General features: G+C 56.2%; 23 protein-coding genes, 1 tRNA gene and 1 pseudogene. 4 read left to right on the top strand and 21 right to left on the bottom strand.

From position 1 onward, the window contains the following. Positions 1-229: 229 nt before the first annotated feature. Together CLV97_RS02530 and CLV97_RS02525 are read right to left on the bottom strand one after the other, a co-directional pair. Positions 230-886 (bottom strand): response regulator, encoded by a 657-nt coding sequence (locus CLV97_RS02530; RefSeq protein ID WP_106343938.1) that lies wholly within the window; start codon positions 884-886, stop codon positions 230-232. After that, positions 861-2,711 carry a GAF domain-containing sensor histidine kinase gene (locus tag CLV97_RS02525; protein ID WP_170070335.1) on the bottom strand — a complete coding sequence of 617 codons (1,851 nt, stop codon included), beginning with the start codon at positions 2,709-2,711 and terminating at the stop codon, positions 861-863. The genes CLV97_RS02530 and CLV97_RS02525 overlap by 26 nt, the downstream gene beginning before the upstream one ends. A 206-nt stretch (positions 2,712-2,917) precedes the next feature. Here CLV97_RS02525 and CLV97_RS02520 point away from each other — a divergent pair, with 206 nt between their 5' ends. Further along, positions 2,918-3,895 (top strand): DMT family transporter, encoded by a 978-nt coding sequence (locus CLV97_RS02520; protein ID WP_245891332.1) that lies wholly within the window; start codon positions 2,918-2,920, stop codon positions 3,893-3,895. Between the two features lie 17 nt (positions 3,896-3,912). Further along, complete coding sequence (locus CLV97_RS02515) at positions 3,913-4,371, top strand: LiaF transmembrane domain-containing protein (RefSeq protein WP_106343935.1); 459 nt, start codon at positions 3,913-3,915, stop codon at positions 4,369-4,371. A 130-nt stretch (positions 4,372-4,501) separates the two neighbouring features. Here CLV97_RS02515 and CLV97_RS02510 read toward each other — a convergent pair whose 3' ends face one another. The 17 genes and pseudogenes from CLV97_RS02510 to CLV97_RS02425 all read right to left on the bottom strand — a co-directional run bounded on the left by CLV97_RS02510 (position 4,502) and on the right by CLV97_RS02425 (position 22,066). Beyond that, positions 4,502-5,611 (bottom strand): D-alanine--D-alanine ligase, encoded by a 1,110-nt coding sequence (locus tag CLV97_RS02510; RefSeq protein WP_106343934.1) that lies wholly within the window; start codon positions 5,609-5,611, stop codon positions 4,502-4,504. 226 nt (positions 5,612-5,837) lie between these two features. Further along, positions 5,838-6,419, bottom strand: a complete 582-nt coding sequence (gene yihA / locus CLV97_RS02505) for a ribosome biogenesis GTP-binding protein YihA/YsxC (RefSeq protein ID WP_106343933.1) — start codon at positions 6,417-6,419, stop codon at positions 5,838-5,840. Next, the gene (gene lon / locus CLV97_RS02500) at positions 6,400-8,739 is read right to left on the bottom strand and encodes an endopeptidase La (protein ID WP_106343932.1); all 2,340 of its coding nucleotides are present in this window, start codon (positions 8,737-8,739) and stop codon (positions 6,400-6,402) included. Before lon ends, yihA begins: the two co-directional genes overlap by 20 nt. Before the next feature lie 177 nt (positions 8,740-8,916). Continuing rightward, on the bottom strand, positions 8,917-10,602 hold the full coding sequence (lonB, locus tag CLV97_RS02495; protein WP_211295655.1) for an ATP-dependent protease LonB: 1,686 nt from the start codon (positions 10,600-10,602) through the stop codon (positions 8,917-8,919). Between the two features lie 162 nt (positions 10,603-10,764). After that, entirely contained in the window at positions 10,765-12,027 is a 1,263-nt protein-coding gene (clpX, locus tag CLV97_RS02490; RefSeq protein WP_106343931.1) for an ATP-dependent protease ATP-binding subunit ClpX, read from the bottom strand. Between the two features lie 4 nt (positions 12,028-12,031). Then, a complete protein-coding gene (gene clpP, locus CLV97_RS02485) occupies positions 12,032-12,628 on the bottom strand; it encodes an ATP-dependent Clp endopeptidase proteolytic subunit ClpP (protein WP_106343930.1) in 597 nt (198 codons plus the stop codon). Positions 12,629-12,719: 91 nt separating this feature from the next. Further along, positions 12,720-14,012: a trigger factor gene (gene tig / locus CLV97_RS02480; RefSeq protein WP_106343929.1), complete on the bottom strand. Its 1,293-nt coding sequence runs from the start codon at positions 14,010-14,012 to the stop codon at positions 12,720-12,722. Positions 14,013-14,293: 281 nt separating this feature from the next. Further along, a complete protein-coding gene (locus CLV97_RS02470) occupies positions 14,294-15,619 on the bottom strand; it encodes a vWA domain-containing protein (RefSeq protein WP_106343927.1) in 1,326 nt (441 codons plus the stop codon). 16 nt (positions 15,620-15,635) lie between these two features. Continuing rightward, positions 15,636-16,154: a hypothetical protein gene (locus tag CLV97_RS02465; protein ID WP_106343926.1), complete on the bottom strand. Its 519-nt coding sequence runs from the start codon at positions 16,152-16,154 to the stop codon at positions 15,636-15,638. A 341-nt stretch (positions 16,155-16,495) separates the two neighbouring features. Further along, positions 16,496-17,179: pseudogene (locus CLV97_RS02460) on the bottom strand (HAD family hydrolase). 178 nt (positions 17,180-17,357) lie between these two features. Then, positions 17,358-17,434: transfer RNA gene (locus CLV97_RS02455), tRNA-Arg, on the bottom strand. Positions 17,435-17,512: 78 nt separating this feature from the next. Next, a complete protein-coding gene (locus CLV97_RS02450; RefSeq protein ID WP_106343925.1) occupies positions 17,513-18,016 on the bottom strand; it encodes a metallophosphoesterase family protein in 504 nt (167 codons plus the stop codon). After that, a complete protein-coding gene (locus CLV97_RS02445) occupies positions 18,013-18,681 on the bottom strand; it encodes an XTP/dITP diphosphatase (protein ID WP_106343924.1) in 669 nt (222 codons plus the stop codon). Before CLV97_RS02445 ends, CLV97_RS02450 begins: the two co-directional genes overlap by 4 nt. Next, on the bottom strand, positions 18,614-19,426 hold the full coding sequence (gene rph / locus CLV97_RS02440) for a ribonuclease PH (protein ID WP_106343923.1): 813 nt from the start codon (positions 19,424-19,426) through the stop codon (positions 18,614-18,616). Before rph ends, CLV97_RS02445 begins: the two co-directional genes overlap by 68 nt. Positions 19,427-19,528: 102 nt before the next feature. Next, positions 19,529-20,587, bottom strand: coding sequence for a GerMN domain-containing protein (locus CLV97_RS02435; RefSeq protein ID WP_106343922.1), 1,059 nt, complete (start codon positions 20,585-20,587; stop codon positions 19,529-19,531). A 95-nt stretch (positions 20,588-20,682) separates the two neighbouring features. After that, positions 20,683-21,516, bottom strand: a complete 834-nt coding sequence (gene racE, locus CLV97_RS02430) for a glutamate racemase (RefSeq protein WP_106343921.1) — start codon at positions 21,514-21,516, stop codon at positions 20,683-20,685. Positions 21,517-21,616: 100 nt separating this feature from the next. Next, the gene (locus CLV97_RS02425) at positions 21,617-22,066 is read right to left on the bottom strand and encodes a MarR family winged helix-turn-helix transcriptional regulator (protein WP_106343920.1); all 450 of its coding nucleotides are present in this window, start codon (positions 22,064-22,066) and stop codon (positions 21,617-21,619) included. A gap of 276 nt (positions 22,067-22,342) precedes the next feature. Here CLV97_RS02425 and CLV97_RS02420 point away from each other — a divergent pair, with 276 nt between their 5' ends. Beyond that, a complete protein-coding gene (locus CLV97_RS02420; protein WP_106343967.1) occupies positions 22,343-24,001 on the top strand; it encodes an alkaline phosphatase D family protein in 1,659 nt (552 codons plus the stop codon). Between the two features lie 38 nt (positions 24,002-24,039). Here the strand turns inward: CLV97_RS02420 and CLV97_RS02415 are convergent, their stop codons facing one another. Then, positions 24,040-25,038: a fumarylacetoacetate hydrolase family protein gene (locus tag CLV97_RS02415; protein WP_106343919.1), complete on the bottom strand. Its 999-nt coding sequence runs from the start codon at positions 25,036-25,038 to the stop codon at positions 24,040-24,042. Next, positions 25,035-25,841, bottom strand: coding sequence for a cyclase family protein (locus tag CLV97_RS02410; RefSeq protein WP_211295654.1), 807 nt, complete (start codon positions 25,839-25,841; stop codon positions 25,035-25,037). Before CLV97_RS02410 ends, CLV97_RS02415 begins: the two co-directional genes overlap by 4 nt. A gap of 171 nt (positions 25,842-26,012) precedes the next feature. Between CLV97_RS02410 and CLV97_RS02405 the strand changes: the two genes are divergently transcribed. After that, entirely contained in the window at positions 26,013-26,459 is a 447-nt protein-coding gene (locus tag CLV97_RS02405; RefSeq protein WP_106343918.1) for a MarR family winged helix-turn-helix transcriptional regulator, read from the top strand. The last annotated feature ends 12 nt before the right edge of the window (positions 26,460-26,471 follow it).

Here is a 26,471-nt window from a genome sequence, read left to right as displayed (position 1 = left end):
TGGGTTCGTCCTGAACATATAAAAACCTTCCTTCGGAATTGTTTTATTCCGAATTCAACAAAAAAGGCTGTTGACCCTTCTTTGTCAACAGCCTCAGCCCTTTCGGAGAAAGGGCTCATCGTTTGCGAAACACCAGGAGGAGGTTTGCGCCGAGCGACCCCTGCCGCATGGAGTCGAGGCGGAAAATCGGATCCCGGCCTTTACAACACCTTTGGAAGAAACCCTTCGGCTACTGTTCCAGCTCCACCAATTCGTGTTGAATGGCATATATGATGGCCTGAGACCGGCTTTTGACTCCCAATTTCTTGAAGATGTTGCTGACGTGGATCTTCACCGTCTTGTCGCTGATAAACAGCTGTTCCGCGATTTCCTTGTTGCTCAATCCCTTGACCATCCACTGCAGAACATCCAGTTCCCGCGGAGTGAGGAAATCGTCTCCCCCGCCTCGATCCATCCTCCGTTCCCCGCCGCTCAGGTTGTTCAGCAGTTTCCGGGCCATGACGGGGTGGAGGGTGGATTCTCCCCGGTGGGCGGAGCGGACAGCGGCGATCACGTCACCGGAAGGAGCGTCCTTCAACAGGTACCCGGTGGCTCCCGCCCGGATGGATTCATACAGATATTCATCCCGATCGTACATGGTCAAAACCAGTACAGCCACCTGGGGATGCTTGGAATGGATCCGGCGGATCGCCTCCACCCCGCTCATCCCCGGCATGTTGATATCCATCAGCACCACGTCCGGCCGGGTGCTTTCCACCAATTTGATCGCCTCTTCACCGTCGCGGGCCTCTCCCACCACCTCCATGTCGGGTTCAAGGCTGATCAGGCTGGACAAACCGTCTCGCAAGACCGCATGATCGTCAACCAGTAACACTTTGATGGACATGATTCTGCTTTTCCTCCTTCTTCACTGGAACTTTCATGACCACCCGGGTTCCCCGTCCGGGACTGGTGATGAACTGCAGGACGGCCCCCAATTGCTGGGCCCGTTCATTCATTCCGGTAATGCCGTAGCGGTTGTTGGCTTCCGCCTTGGCCACCGCTTGACCGAGGGAAAAGCCGATTCCGTCGTCCTGGACCACGAGCCACACTTCCGAATCGGTGTAGCGAAGGACCACCCGGACCCGCTCGGCCTGGGCGTGTTTCGCCGCATTGTTCAAGGCCTCATGGCAAACCTTGTAGATCCCCTCTTCCACCTGCGGAGGGAGGGAAAAAGGGGTGCCCTTCACCTGAATGGTGGATTCCTGACCCGTCTCCGACTGGTGATCGCTCACCCGCTTTTCCAGGGCGGGTAACAACCCCGCCTGCACCGCGGGGGACGGGCGGAGTGCGGTGATCGAATAGCGGATTTCCTTCAAGCTCTCCCTCAGCTTGCTCCTGCATTCCAAAAGCCACTGCTTCACCTGTTGCGGTTGGTTGTCGATCAATCGGATGGCCGTTTCCGTCTTCATCAGGACCCCCGCCACCGATTGAGCCAGTCCGTCGTGGATTTCGCGGGCCATCCGGTTCCGCTCTTCCGCCAGAATCCGGCGCTCCCGCTCCTGCACCAGGCGGGCGTTGCGCATGGCGATCACCGCCTGGCTGGCCAAAACAGCGAGGAAGGACAAATCCATCTCTTCAAAGCCGTGGGTCTCGTCCTTCCCCAGGGTGATGACTCCCATCACATGACCGTCCAGGACGAGGGGGACGACGAGGAGAGACTGGACCCCTTTTTCCACCATCGGTTCCCCCTGGCAACGGAAATCACGCCAGACATCGATCACCCGAACCGGCTCGGCCTGTTCCGCCACCCATCCGCTCAAGCCCTTGGACAGCGGAAGGGGCTGTTTGAGATCGTCCACCTCCCCTTCCCCGGAAACCACCTCCGGTATCAGCTTGTCATCCCGGAGCAAATAGACGATGCCATAAGAATAGTGCACCACATCGGACAGGAGCATCAAGGTCTTATTCATCACTTCACGCAAGTCCAAACTTCTGTTGATTCCCGTCGTGATCGAGAACAAAAGCTCCATCTTCCGCTTTTGTCGGGCCAAACGGGCAATCACGTTGGACAAGACGGAAAAGGCGACCAGGGGGGAGAAGAAAAAGGCGATGGACAGAGGATCGGTATCGCGCCCCTGGTCCCCCATCAGGATGATCCCTGCACTGTACAGAAATGTACCGATCATCAAGGCAGGCTCAAGTCCTCCCCGGTACCACCACCTGCTGTACCGGGAATTTCCCGCCCGCTCCAGAACATCCCTGAGCCCTTTGCTGACGAGCTCGTACACGACGGCGAACACGGCCAGCTTTCCTATCATCACGGAAAGCGTTGAGACCCCGGGCATCAGAAGGGGGACCACCTCGATCAAGACCAGGTAGGCCGAAATCAGACCAACCAGCGTATAACCGGTCCGAAACAGGGCCCGGGAGAAGGATTGGCGGCGGAGCCATGTCACCAGAAGCAGGACATCCACGAACACCAGTCCGGCCACCCCAGGTGAATACAGAAAACAGAGCGTGAACAACAGGGGAAAGTGAGCCGTCACCCTGCCCCCGTCCTGGGGAAAAGGAAAGTATTCCGTTATGAAGAGCAAGCTGGCCAGCAGGATCAGATGAATCCATCCCCAGTGAAAAGGCTGGATTACAAATAAAGAAATAATCATCGCGATCCATCCGACCGCCACGACGCCCCAGCTCAACAGAAAGGCCAAACGCTTTCGGTTCTTCATCGCAATTCCTTCCATCGCCTTAAATAGTTGGGGAAGTAAATATTAAAAAATCCTTCTTTTTGCTTAAACCTTTCTCGATCACCCCCCTTAATTCCTCCCTTCAATCGACGATTTTCCCCCTCATCCGACGGGGAATCCCACCCCACATTTCTAGCAAATGTGGTAAGATGAAGAAAGATATTGAAAGGTTCGGAGGAGGACGGTGCTTGAACAGCGTTGCCCACCGATGGATTGCCGATTCCGTTCTGCTACTGGTCGCTTTTATCTGGGGAACGACCTTTGTTCTGGTTCAAAACGCCATCGAAACGCTGCCGCCTTTCACCTTTTTGGCTATCCGTTTCAGCTTGGCGGGGATGTTCCTCCTCCTCATCTTCCGGTGGAGAGGCGTCTCCTACAACATTCCGCTTAAGCACGTGACCGTCGGAGCCTTCATCGGGATGTGGCTCTTCCTGGGGTATGCACTGCAAACCTTCAGCCTGCTATACACAACCTCGGGAAAATCCGGTTTCTTAACCGGCCTGTCCGTCGCAATGGTTCCGATCTGGTCCCTGGTGCTTCTCGGGATAAAGCCCCGTCCCACCGCCATCGTCGGCGTCCTGCTGGCGGTAGCCGGATTGTATCTGCTGGCCTTTGCCGACTTCTCGTCGATCAACCGCGGCGACATCCTCGCCCTTCTTTGCGCCGTCGCCTTTGGACTGCAGATCGTCTACACGGCCAAATACGCGCCGGAGGTTGAGACCCTGCACCTGGTCACGATCCAGATCTTTACCGTAGCGCTCTTGAGCGGCGGATGCTCCTTTCTGTTCGAACCCTGGGAAAGGGCGCTCAAGGAAGGCGCGTGGTCGGTTCCGGCCGTTTACACGGCCCTTTTGATAACGGCTTTTTTGGCTACCTCCTTGGCATATCTCGCCCAAACCCATTTTCAAAAGTTCACCACTCCGACCCGCGTGGCCCTGGTCTTTGCCATGGAGCCCGTCTTCGCCGCCCTGGCGGACTACTGGTGGATGGATGTGGCCCTCGAAACTCGCACCTTGACCGGTTGCATCCTCATTTTTGCGGGAATGGTGCTGGCGGAAATCGAATGGCCGCCGATTTGGAGGAAACACCCGAAAGAAAACCGGAATCGGGAGCTTCTCCCCGATCCCTCCCCCGCCTCTCTCCCGCCCATTAGAAAAAAACGATAAGAGGAGCGGAATACCGGATGATTCGTGCAAACGTTGTGGGGATTTTTTTGATCGTCGCCGGTTTGTTGCTGCTGCTTCGAAAAATTGACATTCCCATGGCCGAGCGCTTCGGCACCTGGGAGTTCATCCTGTTCCTGACCGGAGTTGTCATGCTTGTGATCGCCCACTTCCGTTCCAACCGCAACCTGATGCTGTGGGCGGGCCTGATAACCGGAATGAGCCTACACATGTGGGGAAAAGCCAATGTGGACGGATGGCCGGACCACTGGTTTTTCCTGTTTATCATCGTCGGAGCCTCCTTCCTGCTGGTTTTCGCCAGTCAGAAAGACCGCCGGAGCGGAATTATCGGTATTCTGTTGATCCTGACCGGCATCGCCGCCTGGCCGGGCCTCCCCTGGGTTGCCGGTTCCCTGAACAACTACTGGCCCGTGCTGTTGGTGGTGCTTGGAATTTTCCTGATCACCAAGAAGGCATGACCTACATAAGCCGAATTGTCATCCGCTTCCGTTGAGTGCAGCATCGGACCTTCACCGCCCGCCCTAAAAAAAAGAGCCGCGATGCGGCTCTTTCCCCTGTCAAAAGGGATCGGGATTGCGTGAGATCCAATCACTCATCCACTTCGTACGTTGTCACCAGCTGCTCCTTCTCCCGATGGCGTTCGATCGCCAGTTGAATCAACCGATCAACCAGTTCGGGATAGCTGAGTCCCGTATGCTCCCACAGCTTGGCGTACATGCTGAACTGGGTGAAACCGGGCATGGTGTTGATTTCATTGACCAGGACCTGGTGGTTGTCCTTCCGGATGAAGAAGTCGACACGGGCCAGCCCGGAACAGTCGATCGCCCGGAAGCATTTGACCGCCAGGCGCCTCACTTCCTCCTCCTTTTCCTTGGGCAATTCCGCCGGGATGCGCATTTCCGACTTCCCGTCGATATACTTCGCCCGGTAATCGTAAAATTCGTTGGAGGAAACGATCTCTCCCGGCACGGAGGCGACCGGACGATCATTGCCCAGAACGGCCACCTCCACTTCCCGGGCGGGAGCAAACTCCTCCACGATCACCTTCCGGTCATATCGGGCCGCCAGCTTCATCGCTTCGATCAGGCTCTCCCTGTCCTTGGCCTTGGAAACGCCCACGCTGGATCCCAGATTGGCCGGCTTGACGAAGCAGGGATAGCCGAAGGTATCCTCCACCTCCGCCACCACCCGTTCAAATTCCGCTTCCATCTCATGGCGCAAAAAGTGGGTGAAGCGGACCTGGGGGATTCCCTCTTGGGCAAACACCTTTTTCATCATGACCTTGTCCATCCCCACCGCGGAAGCGAGCACCCCCGCTCCCACATAGGGAACCTGGGCCAGTTCCAGCAATCCCTGAACCGTCCCGTCCTCCCCATAGGTTCCGTGAAGCACGGGAAACACCACGTCGATCGTTTCAAAGTCCAAGGGGGCCAAGGCTGCCTTCTCCGCCTCGGCAGGCAGCGTGGAAGGCACATCCTTCCGAATCGTGTCCAATAAGTCCCTTTCCACCTTGTCTTCCAAAAAGGCGACGGCCTTTTCCCGAACCTGCCACTTCCCTTCCTTGTCGATGGCGATCGGAAACACCTCATATTTCCCGGGGTCCATCGAGCGAATGAGGGAAGCCGCCGACATGAGCGACACCTCGTGTTCTCCCGATTTCCCGCCGAACAACACAGCGACGCGTAGCTTTTGTCCCATTCTCACCCAACCTTTCCAATTCCCGTCAGCAGGGGATGCGTTTCCCTTCATAACATATTCAACGAATGCCCCGGCGGAAACCGAGTCATCCGGATTCCCGGATTTGACCGGCACAAAGCCCGTGACAAAAAAATATCGCCTGAAGCAGGCGAACCGTTAGGGCCGAACCCACACTGGACTCTACAGCATCACTATATACCGGTCCCGGCGGCCGGTCAAGAACAAATCAAAGCCATTCCTGAATGGCGCGCCATAATTCATCTCTGCCCTGGCCGTTCTGGGCGGAAAACAGGATCAGGGGATCCCCGGAGCGAAGCGAGAGCCCTTCCCGCACCTGTTTTAAATGTTTTTGCCAGCGCCCTCGGGAAATCTTGTCCGCCTTGGTGGCGACGACAATCGCCGGAAGTCCGATGTGCTTCAGCCAGTCGTACATCTGCCGGTCATCCGCCGTCGGAGGATGGCGCAGATCGATGACGTGAACAATTCCCCTCAACTCTTTCCGACTCGTCAGATAATGCTCAATCATCCTCCCCCAGGCGGCTTTGACCGCCTTGGAAACCCGGGCGAAACCGTATCCCGGCATGTCCGCCAGATAAAACCGGTCGTTCACCCGATAAAAGTTGATCGTCTGGGTCTTTCCGGGCTTGCCGCTGGTATGAGCCAATTTCCGGCGGTTGAGCAATCGATTGATCAAGGAGGACTTCCCCACGTTGGAACGCCCGGCCAAAGCGATCTCCGGCAGGGCGTCCCGGGGATATTGATCCGGTTTCACCGCGCTTCCGACAAATTCAGCTTTGATTTTGCTCATCGGAATTCTTCCCCACCAGCGCCAGTTTGAGCACTTCATCCATATGTCTCACCAGCGAGAAGGTCAAATCCCTGCGGACGCTTTTGGGAATATCCTCCAGATCCTTCTTGTTTTCCTGGGGGATGATCACATGGGTGATCCCCGCCCGGTGAGCCGCCAAGGCCTTTTCCTTCAGCCCCCCGATGGGCAGGACGCGTCCCCGCAAGGTGATCTCCCCGGTCATCGCCACCTCCCGCGAAACCGGGATCCGGGTCAAGGCCGAAACGAGTGCCGTAGCCATGGTGATTCCCGCCGACGGACCGTCCTTGGGGATCGCTCCTTCCGGAACGTGAATGTGAATGTCGTGCTTTTCGTGGAAATCCGGTTCGATGTCCAATTCCTTCGCCCGGGACCGGATATAGCTGAAGGCGGCCTGAGCCGATTCCTTCATCACGTCTCCCAGCTTCCCGGTCAGGGTCAATTGCCCCTTGCCCGGAAGAACCGACACCTCGATATTCAGCGTGTCCCCTCCTGTCTCGGTCCAGGCAAGGCCGGTGGCGGCACCGATCTGATCCTCTTCTTCGGCCCGTCCGTACCGGTACCGTTCAGAACCCAGATAGCGGGAGAGATTCCGCGCGGTGATCACCGTTTTCTTCTTCTTACCGCTGACCAGCTCCCTGGCCGCTTTCCGGCAAAGGGTGCCGATGGTCCGCTCCAGGTTGCGGACCCCCGCTTCCCGGGTATATTCCCGGATGATTTTGCGGATAGCGTCGGCATTGATCCGGAGCTGGTCCTCGGCCAGTCCGTGCTCCTCCCGCTGCTTGGGAATCAGGTACTGCCGGGCGATATTCTCCTTCTCCAGCTCGGTATATCCCGAAATGTACAAGACCTCCATCCGGTCCAACAGGGGACGCGGAATGTTGTGCATGGCGTTGGCCGTAGTGATAAACATCACCTTGGACAGATCGTAGGGAATTTCGATGTAATGATCGCTGAAGGAATTGTTCTGCTCCGGGTCCAGGACCTCCAGCAGGGCGGAGGATGGGTCGCCCCGAAAATCCATGGACATCTTGTCGATTTCATCCAGCAGGAAGACCGGATTGATCGTCCCCGCCGTCCTCATCCCCTGTATGATCCGCCCCGGCAACGCTCCCACGTAAGTGCGCCGATGCCCGCGAATCTCCGCCTCATCCCGCACGCCTCCCAGGGAGACCCTCACGAATTTGCGACCCAGTGCCCTGGCGATGGAACGGGCGAGGGAGGTTTTTCCCACTCCCGGCGGCCCGACAAAGCACAAAATGGGCCCCTTCAAGCGCTTTACCATCTTTTGCACGGCCAGATATTCCAACACCCGCTCCTTGGCCTTTTCCAAGCCGTAATGATCCTCATCCAGAATCTGTTCCGCCTTTTTCAGATCGAGGTCATCGACCGTTTCCTTCCTCCAGGGCAGGTTCAGGAGCCACTCCACATAGGTGCGGATGACGCCGCCCTCCGCCGACGTGGTCGGAATCTTTTCGAGGCGGTCGATCTCCTTCTCCACCTTCTCCTTGACATAATCGGGGGCGTCCAACTCCTTCAGCTGGTTGCGGAGTTCCTCCACCTCCCCGATTCGCCCCTCCTTTTCTCCCAGCTCCCGCTGGATCGCCTTCATTTGCTCGCGCAGATAATATTCCTTTTGGGTCTTTTCCATCTGTTTCTTGACCCGTTGGCTGATTTTCCGCTCCAATTCCAGGACTTCACGCTCATTATTCATGATCTGGAGCAGGGTCTCCAGGCGTTCCTTGATGTCGATCGTCTCCAGGATCTTCTGCTTGTCGGCAATTTTCAGGGGCAGGTGGGAGGTGATCACATCCGCCAACCGTCCCGGCTCGTCGATATCGGAAACGGCCGAATAGGTCTCCGGAGACACCTTTTTTGATAAGCGCAGATATTGCTCAAAATGATCCAGGACGGAACGCATCAGTGCTTCGAGATGAAGATCGGTTTTCTCCTCGATCACAATCTGCTCGACCCGTGCCTGGAAAAAGTCGTCCTGGCGGACGTACTCCAAAATTTTCGCCCTGTAAAGCCCCTCCACCAGGACGCGAATGGTTCCGTTGGGAAGCTTCAGCATCTGCCGAACCCGGGCGATGGTTCCCATTTTGTAGATATCATCAGGTTTGGGATCTTCGATGTGGACTTCGCATTGGGAAGCGAGCAAAATCAGGTTGTCATCCACCATGGCCTGTTCCAGTGCCTTGACCGATTTTTCCCGCCCCACGTCCAGATGGAGCACCATATTGGGATATACGATCAACCCGCGAAGAGGCAACAAAGGGAGTACGCGTTCTTCGGATTTCACTGCTTTCGGTGCACCTCCAGTGCAGGTGTAGGTCGAAAAGGATCATAAAAGGCTCGATTGAAAAGGAAAGCCGGTCCCAAAGGCGGGATATGACCGGCAACCCAACAGGCATAAGGAAAAGATGTTCGGCTTTTCCCTATTATATCACATCCTCCGGAGGGATGGGATGCGCGGAAGTCACACCGGGGTGGTGGAGGCGGTAAGTACCCCCCCGGGTGCCGGAATCGAACGCTCCCTCTCCTCTTTTTCCTCTTTGAGCAGCGCGCAATCCAACACCTCTTCCAATCGGCGGACCGGGATGACCCGAATTCCTTCCATCTGCTCGAACAGGCTTTGCATATTCTCCTCCGGAATGATCACGCGGGAAGCCCCCGCCTGGCGAGCGGCATCCACCTTGGCCACCACCCCGCCCACAGGCTTCACCCGGCCGTGAATGCTCAATTCCCCGGTCATGGCCAACCGATTGTCCACCGGGATTCCCCGGATCGCCGAAACGATGGCCGTGGCGATGGTCACACCGGCCGAAGGGCCGTCGACGGGCACACCTCCCGGAAAATTGACATGCAGGTGGTAATCGTCCGGAGAGAAACCGTTCCGTCTGAGAACGGTCATCACGTTCTCCACGGAGCCCCTGGCCATGCTTTTCCGGCGAAGGGTCCGGGATCGGCTTCCCAGTTCCTCCTCGTCGACCACTCCCGTGATGCGCAGACTTCCGCCTCCCTTCTTCTCCGCGGGAACCGCCGTCACCTCGATCTCCAACAAGGCGCTCATGTTGGGGCCGGAAACGGCCAATCCCGTCGCCACTCCCACCTGGGGAAAGTCCGGCATCTTGAGTTCCGGCCGGGGAGACAGCTGGCTGTTGTGCACCACCCATTCCACATCGGAAGCAAGAACGCGGTTTCGCTTCTCCGTGAGGGCCAATCCGACGGCGGTCTGCACGATGTTGACCACTTCCCGGCCGTTGGTGGCATACTTCTGAATGATCCGGACCACCTCTTCCTCAAAGTGAACCCCCGTCCGTTTCAGGGCCTGACGGGCAATCTCGCCGATCTCCTTCGCACGGAGCGGCCGGAAGAAAATCTCCATGCAGCGGGAACGAATCGCCGGCGGAATCTCTTCAGGCATGCGGGTGGTCGCCCCGATCAAGCGGAAATCGGCGGGCAACCCGTTTTGGAAAATGTCGTGGATGTGGGAAGGGATGTTGGAGTCTTCCGGATTGTAATAGGCGCTTTCCAAAAACACCTTTCGGTCTTCCAGCACCTTTAAAAGCTTATTCATCTGAATGGGGTGCAGTTCCCCGATCTCATCGATAAAGAGCACGCCGCCGTGGGCCTTTGTGACCGCTCCCGGCTTGGGCTGGGGAATTCCGGCGATTCCCATCGCTCCCGCTCCCTGATAAATCGGATCGTGAACCGAACCGATCAAGGGATCCGCAATGCCCCGCTCATCAAACCGGGCGGTGGTCGCGTCGATCTCCACAAATTTGGACTCGGCATTGAAGGGAGAAAGGGGATTTTTCTTGGCTTCTTCCAGAATGACGCGTGCGGCGGCGGTTTTGCCGACCCCCGGCGGTCCATAGATGATCACGTGTTGCGGATTGGGACCGCAGAGGGCCGCCGCCAGAGCCTTCACTCCCTCCTCTTGTCCGATGATCTCATCCACTGAGGACGGCCGCGTCTTTTCCGCAAGGGGCTCCGTCAAGGAGATGGCGCGCAATTTTTGAAGTTTCTCCATCTCCTTCCGTGATTCCCGATCGATGGCCGTCCGGTTGGTTTGCTGGTTTTTGAGCAGATTCCAAAAGTACAAGCCGATGACCACCGAGAAAAACACCTGAAGCAACATCAAGAAAACCGTCCAGTTCACATCCCATTCCTCCCGATCCAAATATGCGCCGGCACCGGTCCTTCGACTTCACGCATAGTATGGCCGAGGGGAAATGGGGATAGTCACCGCTGGCGAGATGCCACAAAAAAACAGCCGACCGCCATCTTCCGGCGAGCGGCTGTTTTTGATTTGCAACCTGTCTCAGGCGCTTTCCTCTTTCTTTTCGATAATGCGACCTTCGCGGGTGGTGAGGCGGGGACCCACCTTGTTCAAGACGCTTTCTTTGGTCACCACACACTTGGTCACATCGTCCCGGGAAGGCAGTTCAAACATCACATCGAGCATGATCGACTCGATGATCGCCCGGAGACCCCGCGCCCCGGTGTTCCGCTTGATCGCTTCCGCGGCGATCGATTCAAGGGCCTCTTCCTCAAACACCAGCTCCACTCCGTCCATCTCCATCAGTTTCTGATACTGTTTCACCAGCGCGTTCTTGGGCTCCTTCAGGATGCGAACCAGGGTGGCTTCATCCAAGGGCTCCAGCGTGGTGATGACCGGGAGCCGGCCGACAAACTCCGGAATCAGCCCAAAGCGGAGCAAGTCTTCGGGCAGAACCATTTTCAGATATTCTCCGGGCTTCATGTCGGTGGTCGTGGTGTCCGCCCCAAAGCCGATCACTTTTTTGCCGATCCGGCGTTTGATGATCTGCTCCAGACCGTCAAAGGCCCCGCCGCAGATGAACAGGATGTTGCTGGTGTCGATCTGAATAAACTCCTGGTGGGGATGTTTCCGGCCGCCTTGCGGCGGAACGCTGGCGATCGTCCCCTCCAGGATTTTCAGCAGCGCTTGCTGCACGCCCTCCCCGGAAACATCCCGCGTGATGGAGGGATTTTCCGATTTCCGGGCCACCTTGTCGATTTCATCGATGTAAATGATCCCCCGCTCCGCCTTTTCCACATCGTAATCCGCCGCCTGGATCAGTTTCAGGAGAATGTTTTCCACATCCTCCCCGACGTATCCGGCTTCGGTAAGGGAAGTGGCGTCGGCGATGGCGAAGGGAACGTTGAGAATGCGGGCGAGGCTCTGGGCCAAAAGGGTTTTCCCGCTCCCGGTGGGCCCGATCATGATGATATTGCTTTTCTGCAGCTCCACGTCATCCATTTTGGCGGAACTGTTGATTCGTTTGTAATGGTTGTAAACGGCAACGGACAGCGCCTTCTTGGCATGGTCCTGCCCGATGACGTATTGATCGAGGATATCCCGGATTTCCTGGGGTTTGGGCAGGTTGTTGAGGTCGATGTCCTCTTCGCCCCCCAGTTCCTCCTCGACGATCTCGTTGCACAGCTCGATGCACTCATCGCAGATGTAGACCCCCGGACCCGCAACCAGCTTCCGGACTTGATCCTGGGACTTTCCGCAGAAGGAACATTTGAGCTGGCCCTTTTCCTCGTTGAACTTGAACATGGTATCACCCCTTTCGGAGGTCTCTCCGGGTGATCACTTCATCAATCAAGCCATACTCCTTGGCTTCGTTGGCATCCATGAAGTGGTCCCGATCCGTGTCTCGCTCGATTTTCTCCAACGGCTGGCCGGTTCGTTCCGCTAAAATTTCATTGATTTTTTGGCGAGTCCGCAAGATCCAGTCGGCGTGGATCTTGATATCCGACGCCTGTCCGCGTACGCCTCCCAACGGCTGGTGAATCATCACCTCGCTGTTGGGCAAAGCGAAACGCTTCCCCTTTGCTCCGGCCGCAAGCAGGAATGCCCCCATGCTGGCAGCCAGGCCCACGCAGATGGTGGAGACGTCCGGTTTGATGTGCTGGATGGTGTCGTAAATGGCCATCCCCGCCGTCACGGAGCCCCCCGGCGAGTTTATGTACAAGTTGATATCTTTCTCGGGATCCTCGGCCTGAAGGAACAGCAGTTGGGCAACCACCAGATTGGCCACGTTGTCATCGATCGGACTTCCGATGAAAATGATCCGATCCTTCAGTAGCCGGGAATATATGTCATAGGCGCGTTCACCCCGGTTGGTCTGCTCGACCACCATCGGAATCAGCGGCATCAGCCACACCCCTTTCCTTTCAAGGTTCGGAACGGTTGTAAAACAAGGCACGCATGGATATACGTGCCTCGTTTCCACCGCTCTCTATTCATTATGCCGCATTTTTACTGTTGGATACAAGTAGGTCGACCGCCTTGCGCGTGAGCAGCTGATTTTTAATGCCTTCCAGGCCGTCGCGTTCCTCCAGGAGGCGCCGTACTTCGTCCTTGGGCCGGTTCAGCTGTTCCGCCAGTTTTTCCAGTTCTCCATCGATCTCTTCATCGGACACTTCCAGCTTCTCTTCCTTCGCGATGGCTTCCAGGACGAGATTGGCGCGAACCTTTTTCTCCGCCTCTTCACGGAATTCATCGCGCAGGGCCTTGTCATCCTTGCCGGAAAACTGTTTGTACATTTCCAGATTCATCCCCTGGAACCTGAGGTGCTGCTCGAAATGTTCCAGCATGTGATCGATCTCGTGCTCCACCATGACCGGAGGCAAATCGATCTCCGCGTTGGCGGCGGCCATTTCCACCAACTGATTCCGGCGGTATTCCTCTTCTTCCCGTTTCGCCTTTTCTTTCAATTTATTCTCGATGTCCTTCTTCAGTTCTTCCAGGGTGTCGAAATCGCTGACATCCTGGGCGAACTCATCATCCAGTTCCGGAAGGCGGAGGCGTTTGATTTCGTGCAGCTTGATCCGGAAAGAGGCTTCTTTGCCGGCCAAATCCTTCGCGTGGTAATCTTCCGGGAAAGTGACGGTGATCGTTTTTTCCTCGCCGGGTTTCATGCCGATCAGCTGATCCTCGAAACCGGGAATCATGCGGCCCGAACCGACCTCCAGCGAAAAGCCGTCCGCTTTTCCGCCTTCGAAGGGTTCTCCGTCAATGGAGCCCTCGAAGTCGATGATCACCCGGTCACCCTTTTCCACGGCCCCTTCTTCAACGGCCTCCAGCTGGCCTTGCCGCTGCCGCATCGCCTCCAATTCGGCATCGACATCTTCCGGCTTCACTTCGAAATCCTTTTTCGGGACCTCGAGCCCTTTGTATTCTCCCAACTTCACTTCAGGCTTCACGGTGACGGTCGCCTTGAAGATCAGGGATTTTCCCTTTTCCATCTGCTCAATGTCGATCTCCGGCCGATCCACGGGCTCGATTCCCGTCTCTTTCACGGCCGACGCGTAGGCCTCCGGAAGCAGAATATCCAGGGCGTCCTCATACAGGGCTTCGACGCCAAACCGCCTTTCAAAAATCGCACGGGGGACCTTCCCTTTGCGGAATCCCGGTACGGTCACCTTTTTGACGACCTTGCGAAAGGCTTGATTCAGGGCTTTTTCCACGGTTTCCGCGTCCACTTCCACCGTCAGGACACCCTGGTTGTTTTCTGTCTTTTCCCAGCTAGCTTTCATGGGGTTGTTTCCCTCCTACCCGAACTCTCTTCAAAAACGCAAGCGGATAAAACCCTCACTACATTATAAGCAAATCGCCGACACTGTTCAACGATTTTGCCCTAAAGATAAAAATCTCCAAGCGGGAAAGAAAAGCGATAAACGCCTGTCCAAGCATTGTGCCGGGGAAGAATAAAAACGGGTGGAAATCTTTGGACACGGCGCTGCCTCGCCCCGGGAGAAAATGAAAGAAGAACCCGGAGGTCAACTTCCACGGGTTCCTTATTGATCGCTTCTTACTCTCAGTACAGCTTGTCCTGCTCTTCATCACGCTTGTCCGTCACGTGATCCTGGATTTTGTCCCTTTCATCCCAAACCTGTTGCTTCAGTTTGCTCTCGATATACATACGATAGTCTCTAAGATACCCGGCCCGCTCTCTATATTTCTTCTTGACATGGTTATAAAGCAGCTGGAATTCGAACCCCCGTTCCTCTTCCAAATATTTGCTCATCCGATCAAAGCGCTTTTCTTCCCGATTAGCTACGCTTCTAAACTCCGCAGTTATCCGTTCCAATTCATTAATTTTCTTTCGAGCGACATTTGCAGCGTTGTTATAATGTTCCCTTGCCCAAGCTGACCAGGCGTTGTACAGCCGTCGTCGTTCCTCCTCGAAGTACTTGTCGAGTTCCACCTTCGAGTCAACAGAGCTGTATTTGCCACCGCCGGCATCGGCAACTGCTTTTAACTGCCGCTGGCCTTCATCATTCAGATCGAAGCCGATGATGTTGACCACGGCCTTGATGCTTGAACTGTTGAGCTCTTTAGCCGCTTTCACAGGATCCCCGCCGCAGGTTTCGATGCCGTCACTCACGACATAGACGATATTTTCAGCGTTTTTTTGATTGGACAGTTTCTTTTGGGCATATTTCAGACTGTCGGCCAGCGGGGTATAACCGACGGGTTTGAATTTGTCCAGAGCCCGATTGAATTTGCCTTCATCATAAGCCCCCAGCGGATAGACTTCCTCAATGCCCTTACAGGATATGGCCTTGTCCTTGCTTTGATTGCTTCCTTTATGTCCGTAAGCGACCAGGGAAACATTGGCACCTTCGGGCATCTGCTTGGAAAATTCCCTCACCGCGTTTTTCGCCAGATCCATCTTCACGCCGCCATCGACTTTCCCAGCCATGGATCCGCTCGAATCCACCAGAATCATGATGTTGACCGATTTTTGTTCCGGCAGCTTCAAGCTTTTCAATTCGCCCGGACCGGGGGATACATCGATATTTGATGGATCAAACGTCTCATAGAATTCAAAGTATGGCGTATAGTCCTCCGCGGCGAGCTCATAAAGCTTTTTCAGAATTTGACTCCCGGTGGCGTCCTTCGGAATGTCATTCAACTCTTCTTTCACTTTCACCCAGTCATATTTGTCCCCCGCATACTTGCCGGCCGGTGGAAGATCCACACCTTTCAGGGCTTCGGGAATGATTCTCTTTTTCTCGACATCCTTTTTTTCAGCTTTTTGCGCCTCTGAAGAGGCCTTGGAAACAGGATTTTCTAAAGGAATGCAGCCGCCTGCCAGGATTAACCCAACGATCATCAAGCACGAGAGCAGCCTTCTCATCGGTATCCTCCAACGATTATTTGAATTTCACCTTTTCTCCGGATGTATCTTCAACAATGAACTTTTTCCCCTGCAGCAAGCCGGTTTCCACTTTGGCCCAATCGCGGGGCGGCGCATCCCGTCCGATATCCTTTTCCCAATCAACAACGATTTTCACCACGTCATCACTGATCACCTGCAATTTTCTGATGACAATATCTTGGTGCTCATAATCACTGGACGCCTGGATGTAAAGTATGTCTTCGTGATCCCAGTCCTGATTGCCAAGCCCCGCAGGATGCTTGTCCTTCGTATAAACCCAGATTCCGCCTTCCTGTTCGACGGAGGGCGCTCCGCCAATCCAGTTGATCCGGTTGAACTCAAGCTCCTTGTAGGACTCGTTCGGCTCAATTGCTTCCGCAGTGTCTTCTCCGGACTCCTCCGCGGCCTTTTCTCCCTTCTCCTTCCCGGCATCGACTACTTTTTCAATCATGCCGCAGCCGGTACTCATAAAAGCGAATGAAAATACCAATAACAACAATAAGAAACGCTTCAAAACTAACACCCCCCATTTTATATCTCTATAAAAGAAAAGCATCATTATTTTACCATCTTTTTCGATTGAAGTCATCTAAAAACAGGTTCGCGCATCGGCTCCGGCTTGCGAACCGTTTCACCGCTTTTTGTCTCCCACTTCCACATCAGCGGCAAAGGACCATCCCCTGAGGTTCGCACTGTGAGCCAGCGCCCTTCATACAACCTCCCAATATCGTCAGCGGATACGATGGGGATCCGAATATAAAAAAGGCGACACATCGCCCAGTAAGATAAGGAAAGAACATAAGCTATCAGGCTTGAAGAGCGGTGCTCCACTTCCGATGAGAAGGACATGACCGATCAGGCGAACATACTTCGCAAAAATGATGTTTGTGGAATCCCGGCTATTTGTGAATTCCGCATTGATCCAATTTTCACCAATTCCAATATGCCCTTCGGTTCTTTTAAGACAAACTCCGCCGATTCAAATCCTTCGGTCGTTTTAGAGCCCCAGAGCGCGAGGGCGAATGGAACACCTGCGCTTTTGGCGCATTGCAAGTCATATACGGAATCCCCGATATACAGGGCTTCATCCGGATGAGCATTTAACCCCTTTAAACAAGCCAATAAGGGTTCGGAATGCGGTTTGTGTTTTTCGGTATCGCTCGCACAAATCGTGTACTCAAAAAATGAACTCAATCCGAACGGTTCAAACTCATCGATCATCTCCTGTTTTGTTTTTCGAAGTCACAATACCCGTTTTCACAGAACTTTCCGACAATGACTTCAACACGTTTTCGATATCCGGAAAAACACTTACCTCATGGGAAAACTCCAGTACAGTCTCTGACCACTTCGAATGCACGCGATCCAAATCCGAGACATTTAATTCTTTTAATGCTTCTCTTCCCGGAACTCCCAATACAAACCTTAAATCCTCCAATTCATTCCTTCTTCCTTCAACACTTTTTGCAGAGACTTTAATATGGCCCTTTCAGTATCCAGTATCGTGCCATCCACGTCAAAAATCGCATATTTCACCAATCCCAATCACCCCTTAATTTTTAACTGCAGGCGTCGGCTCCGGTTTCTTGTTCGGCTTCTTTTTCCAATCAGGATATTCCCTCTTTAAGTCCATACCTCTTTCGAGATTCCCCAAAAATGAAAAACGACCGCGAATGCGGTCATTTCAAGGGTTTGAATTAGACAGAGCGGATGAAAGTGGCGTCCCAGGAGGGATTCGAACCCCCGACCGACGGCTTAGAAGGCCGCTGCTCTATCCAGCTGAGCTACTGGGACAAAAAAGTTGGGTTTCAAAAAACCGCGCTGAATTATTATAACATGATATCCCCGTTTGTCAATGGACGTATCCCCCCGTCAGAGGGAGAACCGCCCGCCCCACGGGTGAAGGGGCCGCCCGTCCGGGATGAAGAAAGAAACCCGAACCCGTCGCGGCGCCTCCGTTTCCAATACGGCGTAGGAGGGATGGGTAACCCCCCGGGGCTGCGCGATGCTCCCGGGGTTTATCAGCAGGATGTTTCCCTTCTGTTCGCAGACCGGCACGTGGGAATGGCCGAAGCAGGCGATCTGGGCCCCCGCCTCCTCGGCCCGGGCCCGAATCGCGGACAAATCCCTTTTGACCTGGTGCCGGTGTCCGTGGACCACGAAAAAGCGGATGCCTTCCTTCTCCCAAACCTGCTCATCGGCCACTTCTTCCCAATCGCAGTTGCCCCGAACCACCGACCGGGAAACGTCCGGCACTCGGTCCAACGGGGTGCAAAAGTCCCCGCAGTGAATCATGTGGTCCGGTTGCACATCCTCCACGATCCGGGCGAGGAGGTCGGCCCGGCCGTGCGAATCGCTGATGATGAGGACTCTCACCGCCCCCCTCCCCCTTCCGTAGGAACGGTTTTTTCAAAGCGGTAAATCTCCTTCAGCAGCCGAAGCAACCCTTGAAAAGCCTTTGCCCGGTGACTGATCCGGTTTTTCAGCTCCGGCGGAATCTCTCCCATGGTTTTCCCGTATTCCGGGAGGAAAAACAGGGGATCGTATCCAAAACCTTGATCCCCCTTCGGTTCCAGGGCGATACGGCCGCCGCATTCCCCGCGGACCAACCGGGGTTCTTCCCCGGGAATCTTCAGCGCCAAAACGCACACAAAGTAAGCTGCCCGCTCCTTCCCGGATTTCCCCTCGAGAGCCTTGAGCAGTTTTTCGTTGTTCGCCCGGTCGTCCGCCTCCGGACCGGCGTAACGGGCGGATCGGACGCCGGGAGCTCCCCCGAGGGAAGGAACCACCAGTCCCGAGTCATCGGCCACAACCGGACGGTTCAAGGTGCGGGAGACCGTCTCCGCCTTCTTGAGGGCGTTCGCCTCAAAGGTATCCCCGTCCTCCGCCACTTCGGGAACACCCGAAAACCGGTTCAATCCGACGACCGGCAGGCCCAGCTCCCGTTCGCAGAGAGCATTCAGTTCGCGAACCTTATGGTTGTTGCGCGTGGCAATAATCAGCTCCGTCCACGGCCATTTTTTCCGAAGATCCGCCTGCATCCTCCCCAGCCTCCCCGATTCCGTCAAAGACGTCGCCGAACAACTTCCGCTCATATTGGATCAATTGCTGGATTCCCCGACGGGCGAGATCGAGCATCTGGACGAGTTGGTCCGAAGTGAAGGGGGATTCCTCCCCCGTCCCCTGCAATTCCACAAATTTTCCCGTGCCCGTCATGACCACGTTCATGTCCACCTGGGCGGCGGAATCCTCCTCAAAGCACAGGTCGAGATACGTCTGACCGTCGACGATCCCCACGCTGGTCGCCGCCAAAAGGTCCTTTACCGGAAAGGAAGAAATGACTCCCTCCTCCGTGAGCTTCCTGAAGGCATCAGCCATGGCCACGAAGGCACCCGTGACGGACGCGGTCCGGGTCCCCCCGTCGGCCTGGATCACATCGCAGTCCAGCCAAAGCGTCCGCTCTCCGATGGCCGTCAAATCGACGACGGAACGCAGGGAACGGCCGATCAGCCGCTGAATTTCCATCGTCCGGCCTCCCAATTTCCCCTTGCTGGCTTCCCGCACCGTCCGCGTCTGGGTGGCCCTGGGCAGCATGGCGTACTCCGCGGTGATCCACCCCTTCCCGGTTCCGCGCATAAAGGGAGGAACGCGATCCTCCACGGTGGCGGTGCAGATCACTTTGGTATCCCCGACGCTTATGTAGACGGACCCCTCGGCATGTTTAATATAATCCCGTACGATCTCAACGCGGCGCATTTCGTCATGTTTTCGTCCGTCTACTCGCAATGGCTATTCCCTCCAATTTTAATTCACCTTATTATAACATAACCGCTTCGCCCTCCAAAAGAAAAGAGGCCGCCTCTCGCCCCTTCCGATCCGCAACCTTCGTTACAAGCTCGCAGGGTTGACGATTTCCGGGCGGTTGACCGCCTTGTCCAGGGGTTTTCCTTCCACGTTAGCCTCCGCTTTTCCGTTGACCGTAATCTTCACCTTGTCGGCTCCCGTATTTTCCGTCAGGGAAAGAACGATGGTCTGGATGGCGTCCTTCGACGCGGACTTCCCCTTGCCGTACTGAAGCAGCTGGCCGCCGAAGTCGGCCAACACCGTCTTGTCCTTCACCTCCAACTTGTTCACCTTCAGGGTCTCTGCCAGAGCTCCGCTCAGTCCGGAACCGTGTTTCGGCCCGAGAATCAGTTGCTGCATCACGGATTCGGCCACGTCATCGGACCGGTTGATCATCCGGGTCACCGGAACGTAGTACACCGTGTTGTCGGACGCCTGACCCAGGAAGTACAGTGTCACCGGCATGCTTTGCCCGATGTTCACCCCTTCCGCCAACTCCAGGTTGATTCCCCGGTTCCGCGTGAGTCCTTGGGCGGGGCTTTTCCCTTTGGGCATTTTGGCGAGGGGACGTCCGTCTACCCATATGTTGACCCGCTCTACCGAATCAAACCCGGTCAAGGTCCAGGTCACCGCGTCCAGGATCTTTTTCTCCATTTCGGTCCGGTAGGAGAGAAACTCCTTGGAAAAGTCGACCGTGGCTGTGCCGTCCTGGATGTTCAGCCCCTTCACCTTCGTCCCTTTCGGAAGGACGCCCCTGAACCCCTCGGGCAACCGGGATTCGGCCTCGCTGCCCGCAACCAGCATGTTCATCGCTTCCTTGGCGATCCCCTCCACCTTCGGCATGTCCACGGCGTAGGGAACCACGTATCCGTTGTTCGCCAAGAAATAGAGCTGAACCCGCGCCTGGCTCTTTTTGTCCGCCTTGGCCTCCTCCTTCGATTCAGCCTCCTTTTGCGCCCCCTGCTTTTCGTACTTCTCCTCCACTCCTGCAGGAGGCGGATCAATCGGTGCGGAGGTCTCTTGCTCCGGACCGAACAAGCATCCCGTCAGGGCGAAAGGCATGAGCAACAAGACCAGTACCGTGCATGCGATCCTCACCCGCATCGCTTTCCCTCCTTGGACAAATCTCTAGTCCCATGTATACGAGCCCAGGAGGGGTTTTAGCACCGAAAAATCGAAAAAGAGTCCCCTTGATAGAATCAGAGGGAAGTGGGAACCGATGTCTCCGCCGCCGCACGGATGACCTGCACGGAGCAGCCCAGCCACCGCTCGGCGATCCGCCGGAAAAAATCGGGATCGCCGCTGGTAAAAAAGCGATGAGCAGCGGGACGATCCGTCCCCTCCGAAGACAGAAGATTCCGGCCCTCCAGCAGGGTTTTCAGTTCCCGCGCCGTCTCCTCGGCGGAGCTGATCAATTGCACGCCTTCTCCCATCACCTCGCCGATCAGATCGGCGATCAGCGGATAATGGGTGCAGCCGAGAATCAGGGTGTCGACATCGTGCTTTTTCAAGGGCTCCAGCGAGGATTCCACCACCCGACGGGCCTCTTCCGTCCCGCCGCAATCGCTCTCCACCAGCGGAACGAGGGCCGGACAGGCGTGGCTGACGACAAACAGCCCGGGATTTAACCGTTTCAACGCCTTCTCGTAGGCCCCGCTCCGCACCGTCCCCTGAGTTCCGATCACACCGATCCGTCCCTGACGAGTCGATTGGATTGCCGCGCGGGCTCCGGGTTCGATCACCCCCAGCACCGGTACGGCCGTCCGCTTTCGCACCACGTCGACTGCCACGGCTGTGGCCGTGTTGCAAGCGATGACCAGGGCCTTGAGGGGAAATTGCTCCAAAAACCGGACGATCTCCAACGTGAAACGAAGAACCTCTTCTCCCGGCCGCGGGCCGTAGGGACATCGGCTCGTGTCCCCAAAATAGATGATGCGTTCGCCGGGCAGCTGCCTCAACACTTCTTTTGCCACGGTCAATCCGCCGACACCGGAATCCAATATGCCGACCGCCGGTTGGTCATCCCGATTCATAAGCTCTTTCATTCCTCCATTCTGCGATATCCGCCCGCGAAGATTTTGCGATAAAGGTTGATCCCGTTGGGATATCATATGTGGCGATGTTGGTTCCCGGCTACTCCTTCATCCTCTCGTACAGCATAGAAAGGCGCTTGCGGATGGACTCCACGTCCTCCGGCGAAAACGTGGACAAAATATCCGCCAGATACTCCCGCCGCGCCTTCATCACATCCTCAATGATCGCCCTTCCCCTCTCCAGCATGCGAACCCGTACCACCCGGCGGTCCCGTTCGTCCCGAACCCGCACCACGACACCGTTTTTTTCCATCCGGTCGATCAAGTCGGTCATTGTGCTGCAGGCCAAATACATCTTCTGGCTCAATTCCCCGATCGTCATGTCCCCCTCCTCGTTCAGCCACAAGAGCGCCGTAAACTGCGGCGGAGTGATCGGAAAATGGTTCAGGATCTCCCGTCCCTTTCTTTTGATGAGCAAGCTCATCTCCCGAAGCAGATACTCGATGTCCGAGATCAGTTCTTCCGAAAGTGCTCCTTTGTTGTTTTCCATACAAACATCACACCTTCCGGAGGCCAATGAAGTTATCCAAAGTATATAAAAAAACGATGGCGGAAACAAACGATTGCCCGACGGGGCGGGGCCGGTCATCCGTTCATTTTTCCCAAATAGAAAAACCCTCGTTGTACCCGGCAGGTTTCACGGAAACCGGAGAAAAACGCGAACCTTTTATGAAACCACATAAACCCCGTCTTGTTTACCAATATTAAACATGTGAAACCATAAAAAGGAAAAGCCGATTAGGGGCCTCAAAAAGGGGATGAAATGATGGACAAGGACAAACCTTCACTGGACCAATGGCTCGATCCCGACTTCCTCCGGTCGAAACGGATGGACCGCCGAAGCTTTTTGCAGGAGGTGGGGCGAATCACCACCCTTTCCCTCAGCCTCACCCTCTCAGGCGCCCTGCTGAAAAATGTTCCCGTTGAGGCTGCGCCCCGGTTTCCCTCCTATCCCTTCACCCTTGGGGTGGCCTCGGGGGACCCCATGCCGGACAGCGTCGTCCTGTGGACCCGGCTGGCCCCGGATCCCCTGAACGGCGGCGGAATGCCGCCCCGCGACATTCCCGTCCGGTGGGAAGTGGCCGCCGACGAAGGATTCCGCCGCATCGTCCAAAGCGGAACCGCCTACGCCCGGTCGGACCTCGCCCATACCGTACACGTGGAAGTGTCGGGACTTCAGCCGGACCGCCAATATTTTTACCGTTTCAAAGCCGGGTCCGAACTGAGCCCCGTCGGGCGGACCAAGACCCTTCCCGCTCCCGACGCCGCCGTACCGGTCTTTACTTTCGCCTTTGCCTCCTGTCAACATTTCGAACACGGATATTACACCGCCTACCGGCGGATGGCGGAGGAAGACCTCGACCTGATCCTTCACCTGGGAGATTACATATACGAACACGGAACCGGCGAATACCTCTCCCCCTCCGGCAACGTCCGGTCCCACAACAGCCGAAAACCCCAAACCCTGGAAGAGTACCGCAACCGGCACGCCCTGTACAAAACCGATCCCGAGCTTCAGAAGGCGCATGCCGCCTTTCCCTGGGTGGTTGTCTGGGATGACCACGAAGTGGAAAACAACTACGCCGGTACGGTTCCCCAGGGGGAAGAAGAAAGAAGGGATTTCATCCGCCGCCGGACGGCCGCCTACCGGGCCTATTATGAACACATGCCCCTCCGGAGCCGCTTCATGCCCCGACAGGGAGGGATTCAGCTGTACCGGCGTTTCCGTTGCGGAAACCTGGCCGACTTTCACGTCCTCGACACGCGCCAGTACCGCGACGATCAGGCGAACGGCGACGGATGGAAGCCGCCGAGCCGGGAATCGACCGAGCCGAACCGCACCCTTCTCGGCGCCGAACAGGAACGCTGGCTGTTGAACGGCCTTGAGCGCTCCGAGGCGCAATGGAATGTGATCGCCCAACAGGTCTTCTTTTCAAAAAAGGATGTGCGCATCGGAGACGGCGAACTGCTGAACATGGATTCTTGGGACGGATATCCGGCCAACCGGGATCGGATCCTGAAGTTCATCACCCACAAAGGGATTTCCAATCTGGTGGTTCTCACGGGAGACGTGCATTCCAACTGGGCCAACGAGATCAAGGCCGATTTCGACCGACCGGACTCGCCGACCGTCGGTGTCGAATTTGTCGGGACCTCCATCACCTCCGACGGAGACGGTTTCGACACCCGGAGCGACATCCGGCGCATCCTGGCTGAAAATCCCCATATCAAATTCTTCAACGGGCAACGGGGATACGTTCGGTGCACCGTGACCCCCGACACCTGGCGGACCGATTACCGGGTTCTCCCTTACGTGTCCCGCCCCGATGCGCCGATTACCACCCGGGCCACCTTCGTGGTGGAGAACGGACGACCCGGATTGCGCCGAGCGGACGGGGAATCCTCCATGGTAACCATCGGATGAAGATTCCCGGCGTTTTCCGCCTCCTTTGATCCGCCGATTCACCGGCCCGGACGCACCACCCGGTTGCGGAGCACGCCGATCCCCTCGATTTCCAGCTCCACCACGTCGCCCGGCTTCAGCCAGCGCCCGAGCTCCAGCCCGCAACCGCGGCCCACGGTGCCCGATCCAAAAACCTCTCCCGGATAGAGGGTCTCGCTCCGCGACGCATGGGCGATCATCTGCTCAAAACGCCAGTGGATGGTTCCCGAACGCCCCTCGGACCACACTTCGCCGTTGACCCGCACCCTCATCCTCAGGTTGTAGGGGTCGGGGAGTTCATCTGCCGTCACAATCCACGGACCCAAAGCGGTCCCCGTTCGAAAATCCTTCCCCTTTGCCGGCCCCAGCCCCACGCTCATCTCCTGCCCCTGGACATCCCGGGCGCTGAAGTCGTTCAAAATGGTAAAGCCGAAAATGTGCTCCCCGGCCCGCTCCTCCGGGATATCGGCGCCCCTGCGCCCGATGATCGCCGCCATCTCCAATTCAAAATCCAACAGCCGACTGTAGGACGGCCAAAGAACGTCTTCCCCGTGGGCGGCCAGGGATTGGACGTTTCCCTTGTAAAATACGGGAAACTCATACCACATCTTCGGCACTTCCCCCAATCCCATCGCCTGCACCGACCCCTTCACATGCTCTTCAAAGGCCATGAAATCCCGGAACATCGGGGGACGGGGAACCGCCGGAAGCAGCTTTAAGGATTTGAGGGGATGAATGACCTTCGTTTCCGTCGGAAGCTCATCCCCGTTCAGAACCGCGTTGAGGGCCTCCCGCGCCGCATCCAGCGTCCTTTCCCCCCCCTCGATGAAGGCCACCATGTCGGGAGGGACCAGGGCCCGGGCGATTCGGGCCGCCGCCCGGGGGTCACAACTTCGATCCATGAGCAGTTGAACGTAGCAGGCGGACGTGAGGTCGACCACCCGGTCGCCGTCCACCAGGGCTCCGATCCGCGCCGCAGGGCCGTCCGGTGTTTGAAGCTGAAAGGACAGGAGCTTCACGTCGACCTTCCCCCTTCCGTCTGCTCCGGCACGATGGCCACCGCCCGACACCATGCCCCGCTCGCTCCGGCGATTTTCACGGGAAAGCACGAAATCCAGAAGCCGTGGTCGACCGGAATCCGGTCGAGATTGGCCAGCTTTTCGATTTGACAGTATTCCGCTTCGATTCCGGCAAAGTGAGCCGGCCAGATATGTCGGCCGTCGCCGGTTTTTTTGTAATCGGCGACCATGTCCGCAAAGGGTCGGTCCAGGGTGTAGGCATCGATGCCGATCACCCGCACCCCCTGATCGACAAGCCACAACACCTCTTCACGCCCCAATCCCGGCTGGCGGTAGTACTCCGGGCTGTGACAAAACCGGTCCCTCCCGGTCATGAGGAGGACCACGTCGCCGGGCCGCAGCCGGTAATCGATCCCGGCCAGGGCCTCTTCCAGATCGGAAACCCGGATCCGCCTGCCCGCCTCGATATGTCGAACATCAAGGCGAACCGCCGGCGCCAGAAACCATTCCAGGGGAAGCTCGTCAATTCGTCGGGCCGGGCGGCCCCCGGAAGTTGGATGGTAGTGATAGGGCGCATCCACATGGGTGCCGGTGTGGGTGATCGCCGTGATCTCCTCAAGGGCCCAGCCGAGTCCGCCGGACCAGACCAGATCCTCTTGCTGCACGCCAAAAAGCTGCTTCATCTGCTCCAAACCCTCGCCATCATGGGTGATGTACCGAATCCGGGCGGGCATCGGCTCGGAAACGGCTTCGTGTTCGATCGGAAGGCTCAGATCGATCAGTCGACAGTTTTCGAAAAGCACTCCGGTCCCTCCTCACGTTTTTCGGACAACGCCGAGAACCCTTGTCTCAATTCAAATGTAGTGAAAAGGGTTTCGAAAAGTCAATTTTTTTGCCTCCGGTTGACACGGGCATTCATCTTGGTTATCATTTATCTCGAATTCAAGATATTGAAATGAGGACTTCAAGACGCGATGGAATCCTTTCATTCCCATGATGAGGAATTGTCTCTGAAACTGCTGATTGTTTTTTCGAGGGCCTTTCACAGGGTGGCGGAAAAATTAAAGGAAGACATTCGAAGCCACAACCTGAACACGACGGAATTCGCCGTCCTGGAGCTTTTGTACAACAAAGGCGATCAACCGATTCAGCAAATCGGGAAAAAAATCCTCTTGTCAAGCGGAAGCATCACCTACGTCATCGACAAATTGGAAGAGAAAAACCTGGTATGCCGCAGAAATTGCCCGACGGATCGCCGGGTCGTCTATGCAACCATCACCGACGGCGGCAAACAGTTAATGAAAGAGATATTTCCCAAGCACAAAAAAGCCGTTCAGCAAATTTTCCAAGCGCTCTCGCCGGAAGAAAAGCAAATCCTTATTTCCTTGTTGAAGAAATTGGGTTTCTCCTTGGAAACCTGATTTATTTTGGGT

Source organism: Planifilum fimeticola, from assembly GCF_003001905.1.
GTDB classification, from domain to species: Bacteria; Bacillota; Bacilli; order Thermoactinomycetales; family DSM-44946; genus Planifilum; species Planifilum fimeticola.
This window is presented reverse-complemented; position numbering and strand designations above follow the sequence as displayed.

Excerpts from the sequence above, each read along its gene's own strand:
- CLV97_RS02530 (WP_106343938.1), bottom strand. The coding sequence starts at position 886 with ATGTCCATCAAAGTGTTACTGGTTGACGATCATGCGGTCTTGCGAGAC.
- CLV97_RS02525 (WP_170070335.1), bottom strand. The coding sequence starts at position 2,711 with ATGAAGAACCGAAAGCGTTTGGCCTTTCTGTTGAGCTGGGGCGTCGTG.
- CLV97_RS02515 (WP_106343935.1), top strand. The coding sequence starts at position 3,913 with ATGATTCGTGCAAACGTTGTGGGGATTTTTTTGATCGTCGCCGGTTTG.
- CLV97_RS02510 (WP_106343934.1), bottom strand. The coding sequence starts at position 5,611 with ATGGGACAAAAGCTACGCGTCGCTGTGTTGTTCGGCGGGAAATCGGGA.
- yihA (WP_106343933.1), bottom strand. The coding sequence starts at position 6,419 with ATGAGCAAAATCAAAGCTGAATTTGTCGGAAGCGCGGTGAAACCGGAT.
- clpX (WP_106343931.1), bottom strand. The coding sequence starts at position 12,027 with ATGTTCAAGTTCAACGAGGAAAAGGGCCAGCTCAAATGTTCCTTCTGC.
- clpP (WP_106343930.1), bottom strand. The coding sequence starts at position 12,628 with ATGCCGCTGATTCCGATGGTGGTCGAGCAGACCAACCGGGGTGAACGC.
- tig (WP_106343929.1), bottom strand. The coding sequence starts at position 14,012 with ATGAAAGCTAGCTGGGAAAAGACAGAAAACAACCAGGGTGTCCTGACG.
- CLV97_RS02470 (WP_106343927.1), bottom strand. The coding sequence starts at position 15,619 with ATGAGAAGGCTGCTCTCGTGCTTGATGATCGTTGGGTTAATCCTGGCA.
- CLV97_RS02445 (WP_106343924.1), bottom strand. The coding sequence starts at position 18,681 with ATGCAGGCGGATCTTCGGAAAAAATGGCCGTGGACGGAGCTGATTATT.
- CLV97_RS02435 (WP_106343922.1), bottom strand. The coding sequence starts at position 20,587 with ATGCGGGTGAGGATCGCATGCACGGTACTGGTCTTGTTGCTCATGCCT.
- racE (WP_106343921.1), bottom strand. The coding sequence starts at position 21,516 with ATGAATCGGGATGACCAACCGGCGGTCGGCATATTGGATTCCGGTGTC.
- CLV97_RS02425 (WP_106343920.1), bottom strand. The coding sequence starts at position 22,066 with ATGGAAAACAACAAAGGAGCACTTTCGGAAGAACTGATCTCGGACATC.
- CLV97_RS02420 (WP_106343967.1), top strand. The coding sequence starts at position 22,343 with ATGGACAAGGACAAACCTTCACTGGACCAATGGCTCGATCCCGACTTC.
- CLV97_RS02405 (WP_106343918.1), top strand. The coding sequence starts at position 26,013 with ATGGAATCCTTTCATTCCCATGATGAGGAATTGTCTCTGAAACTGCTG.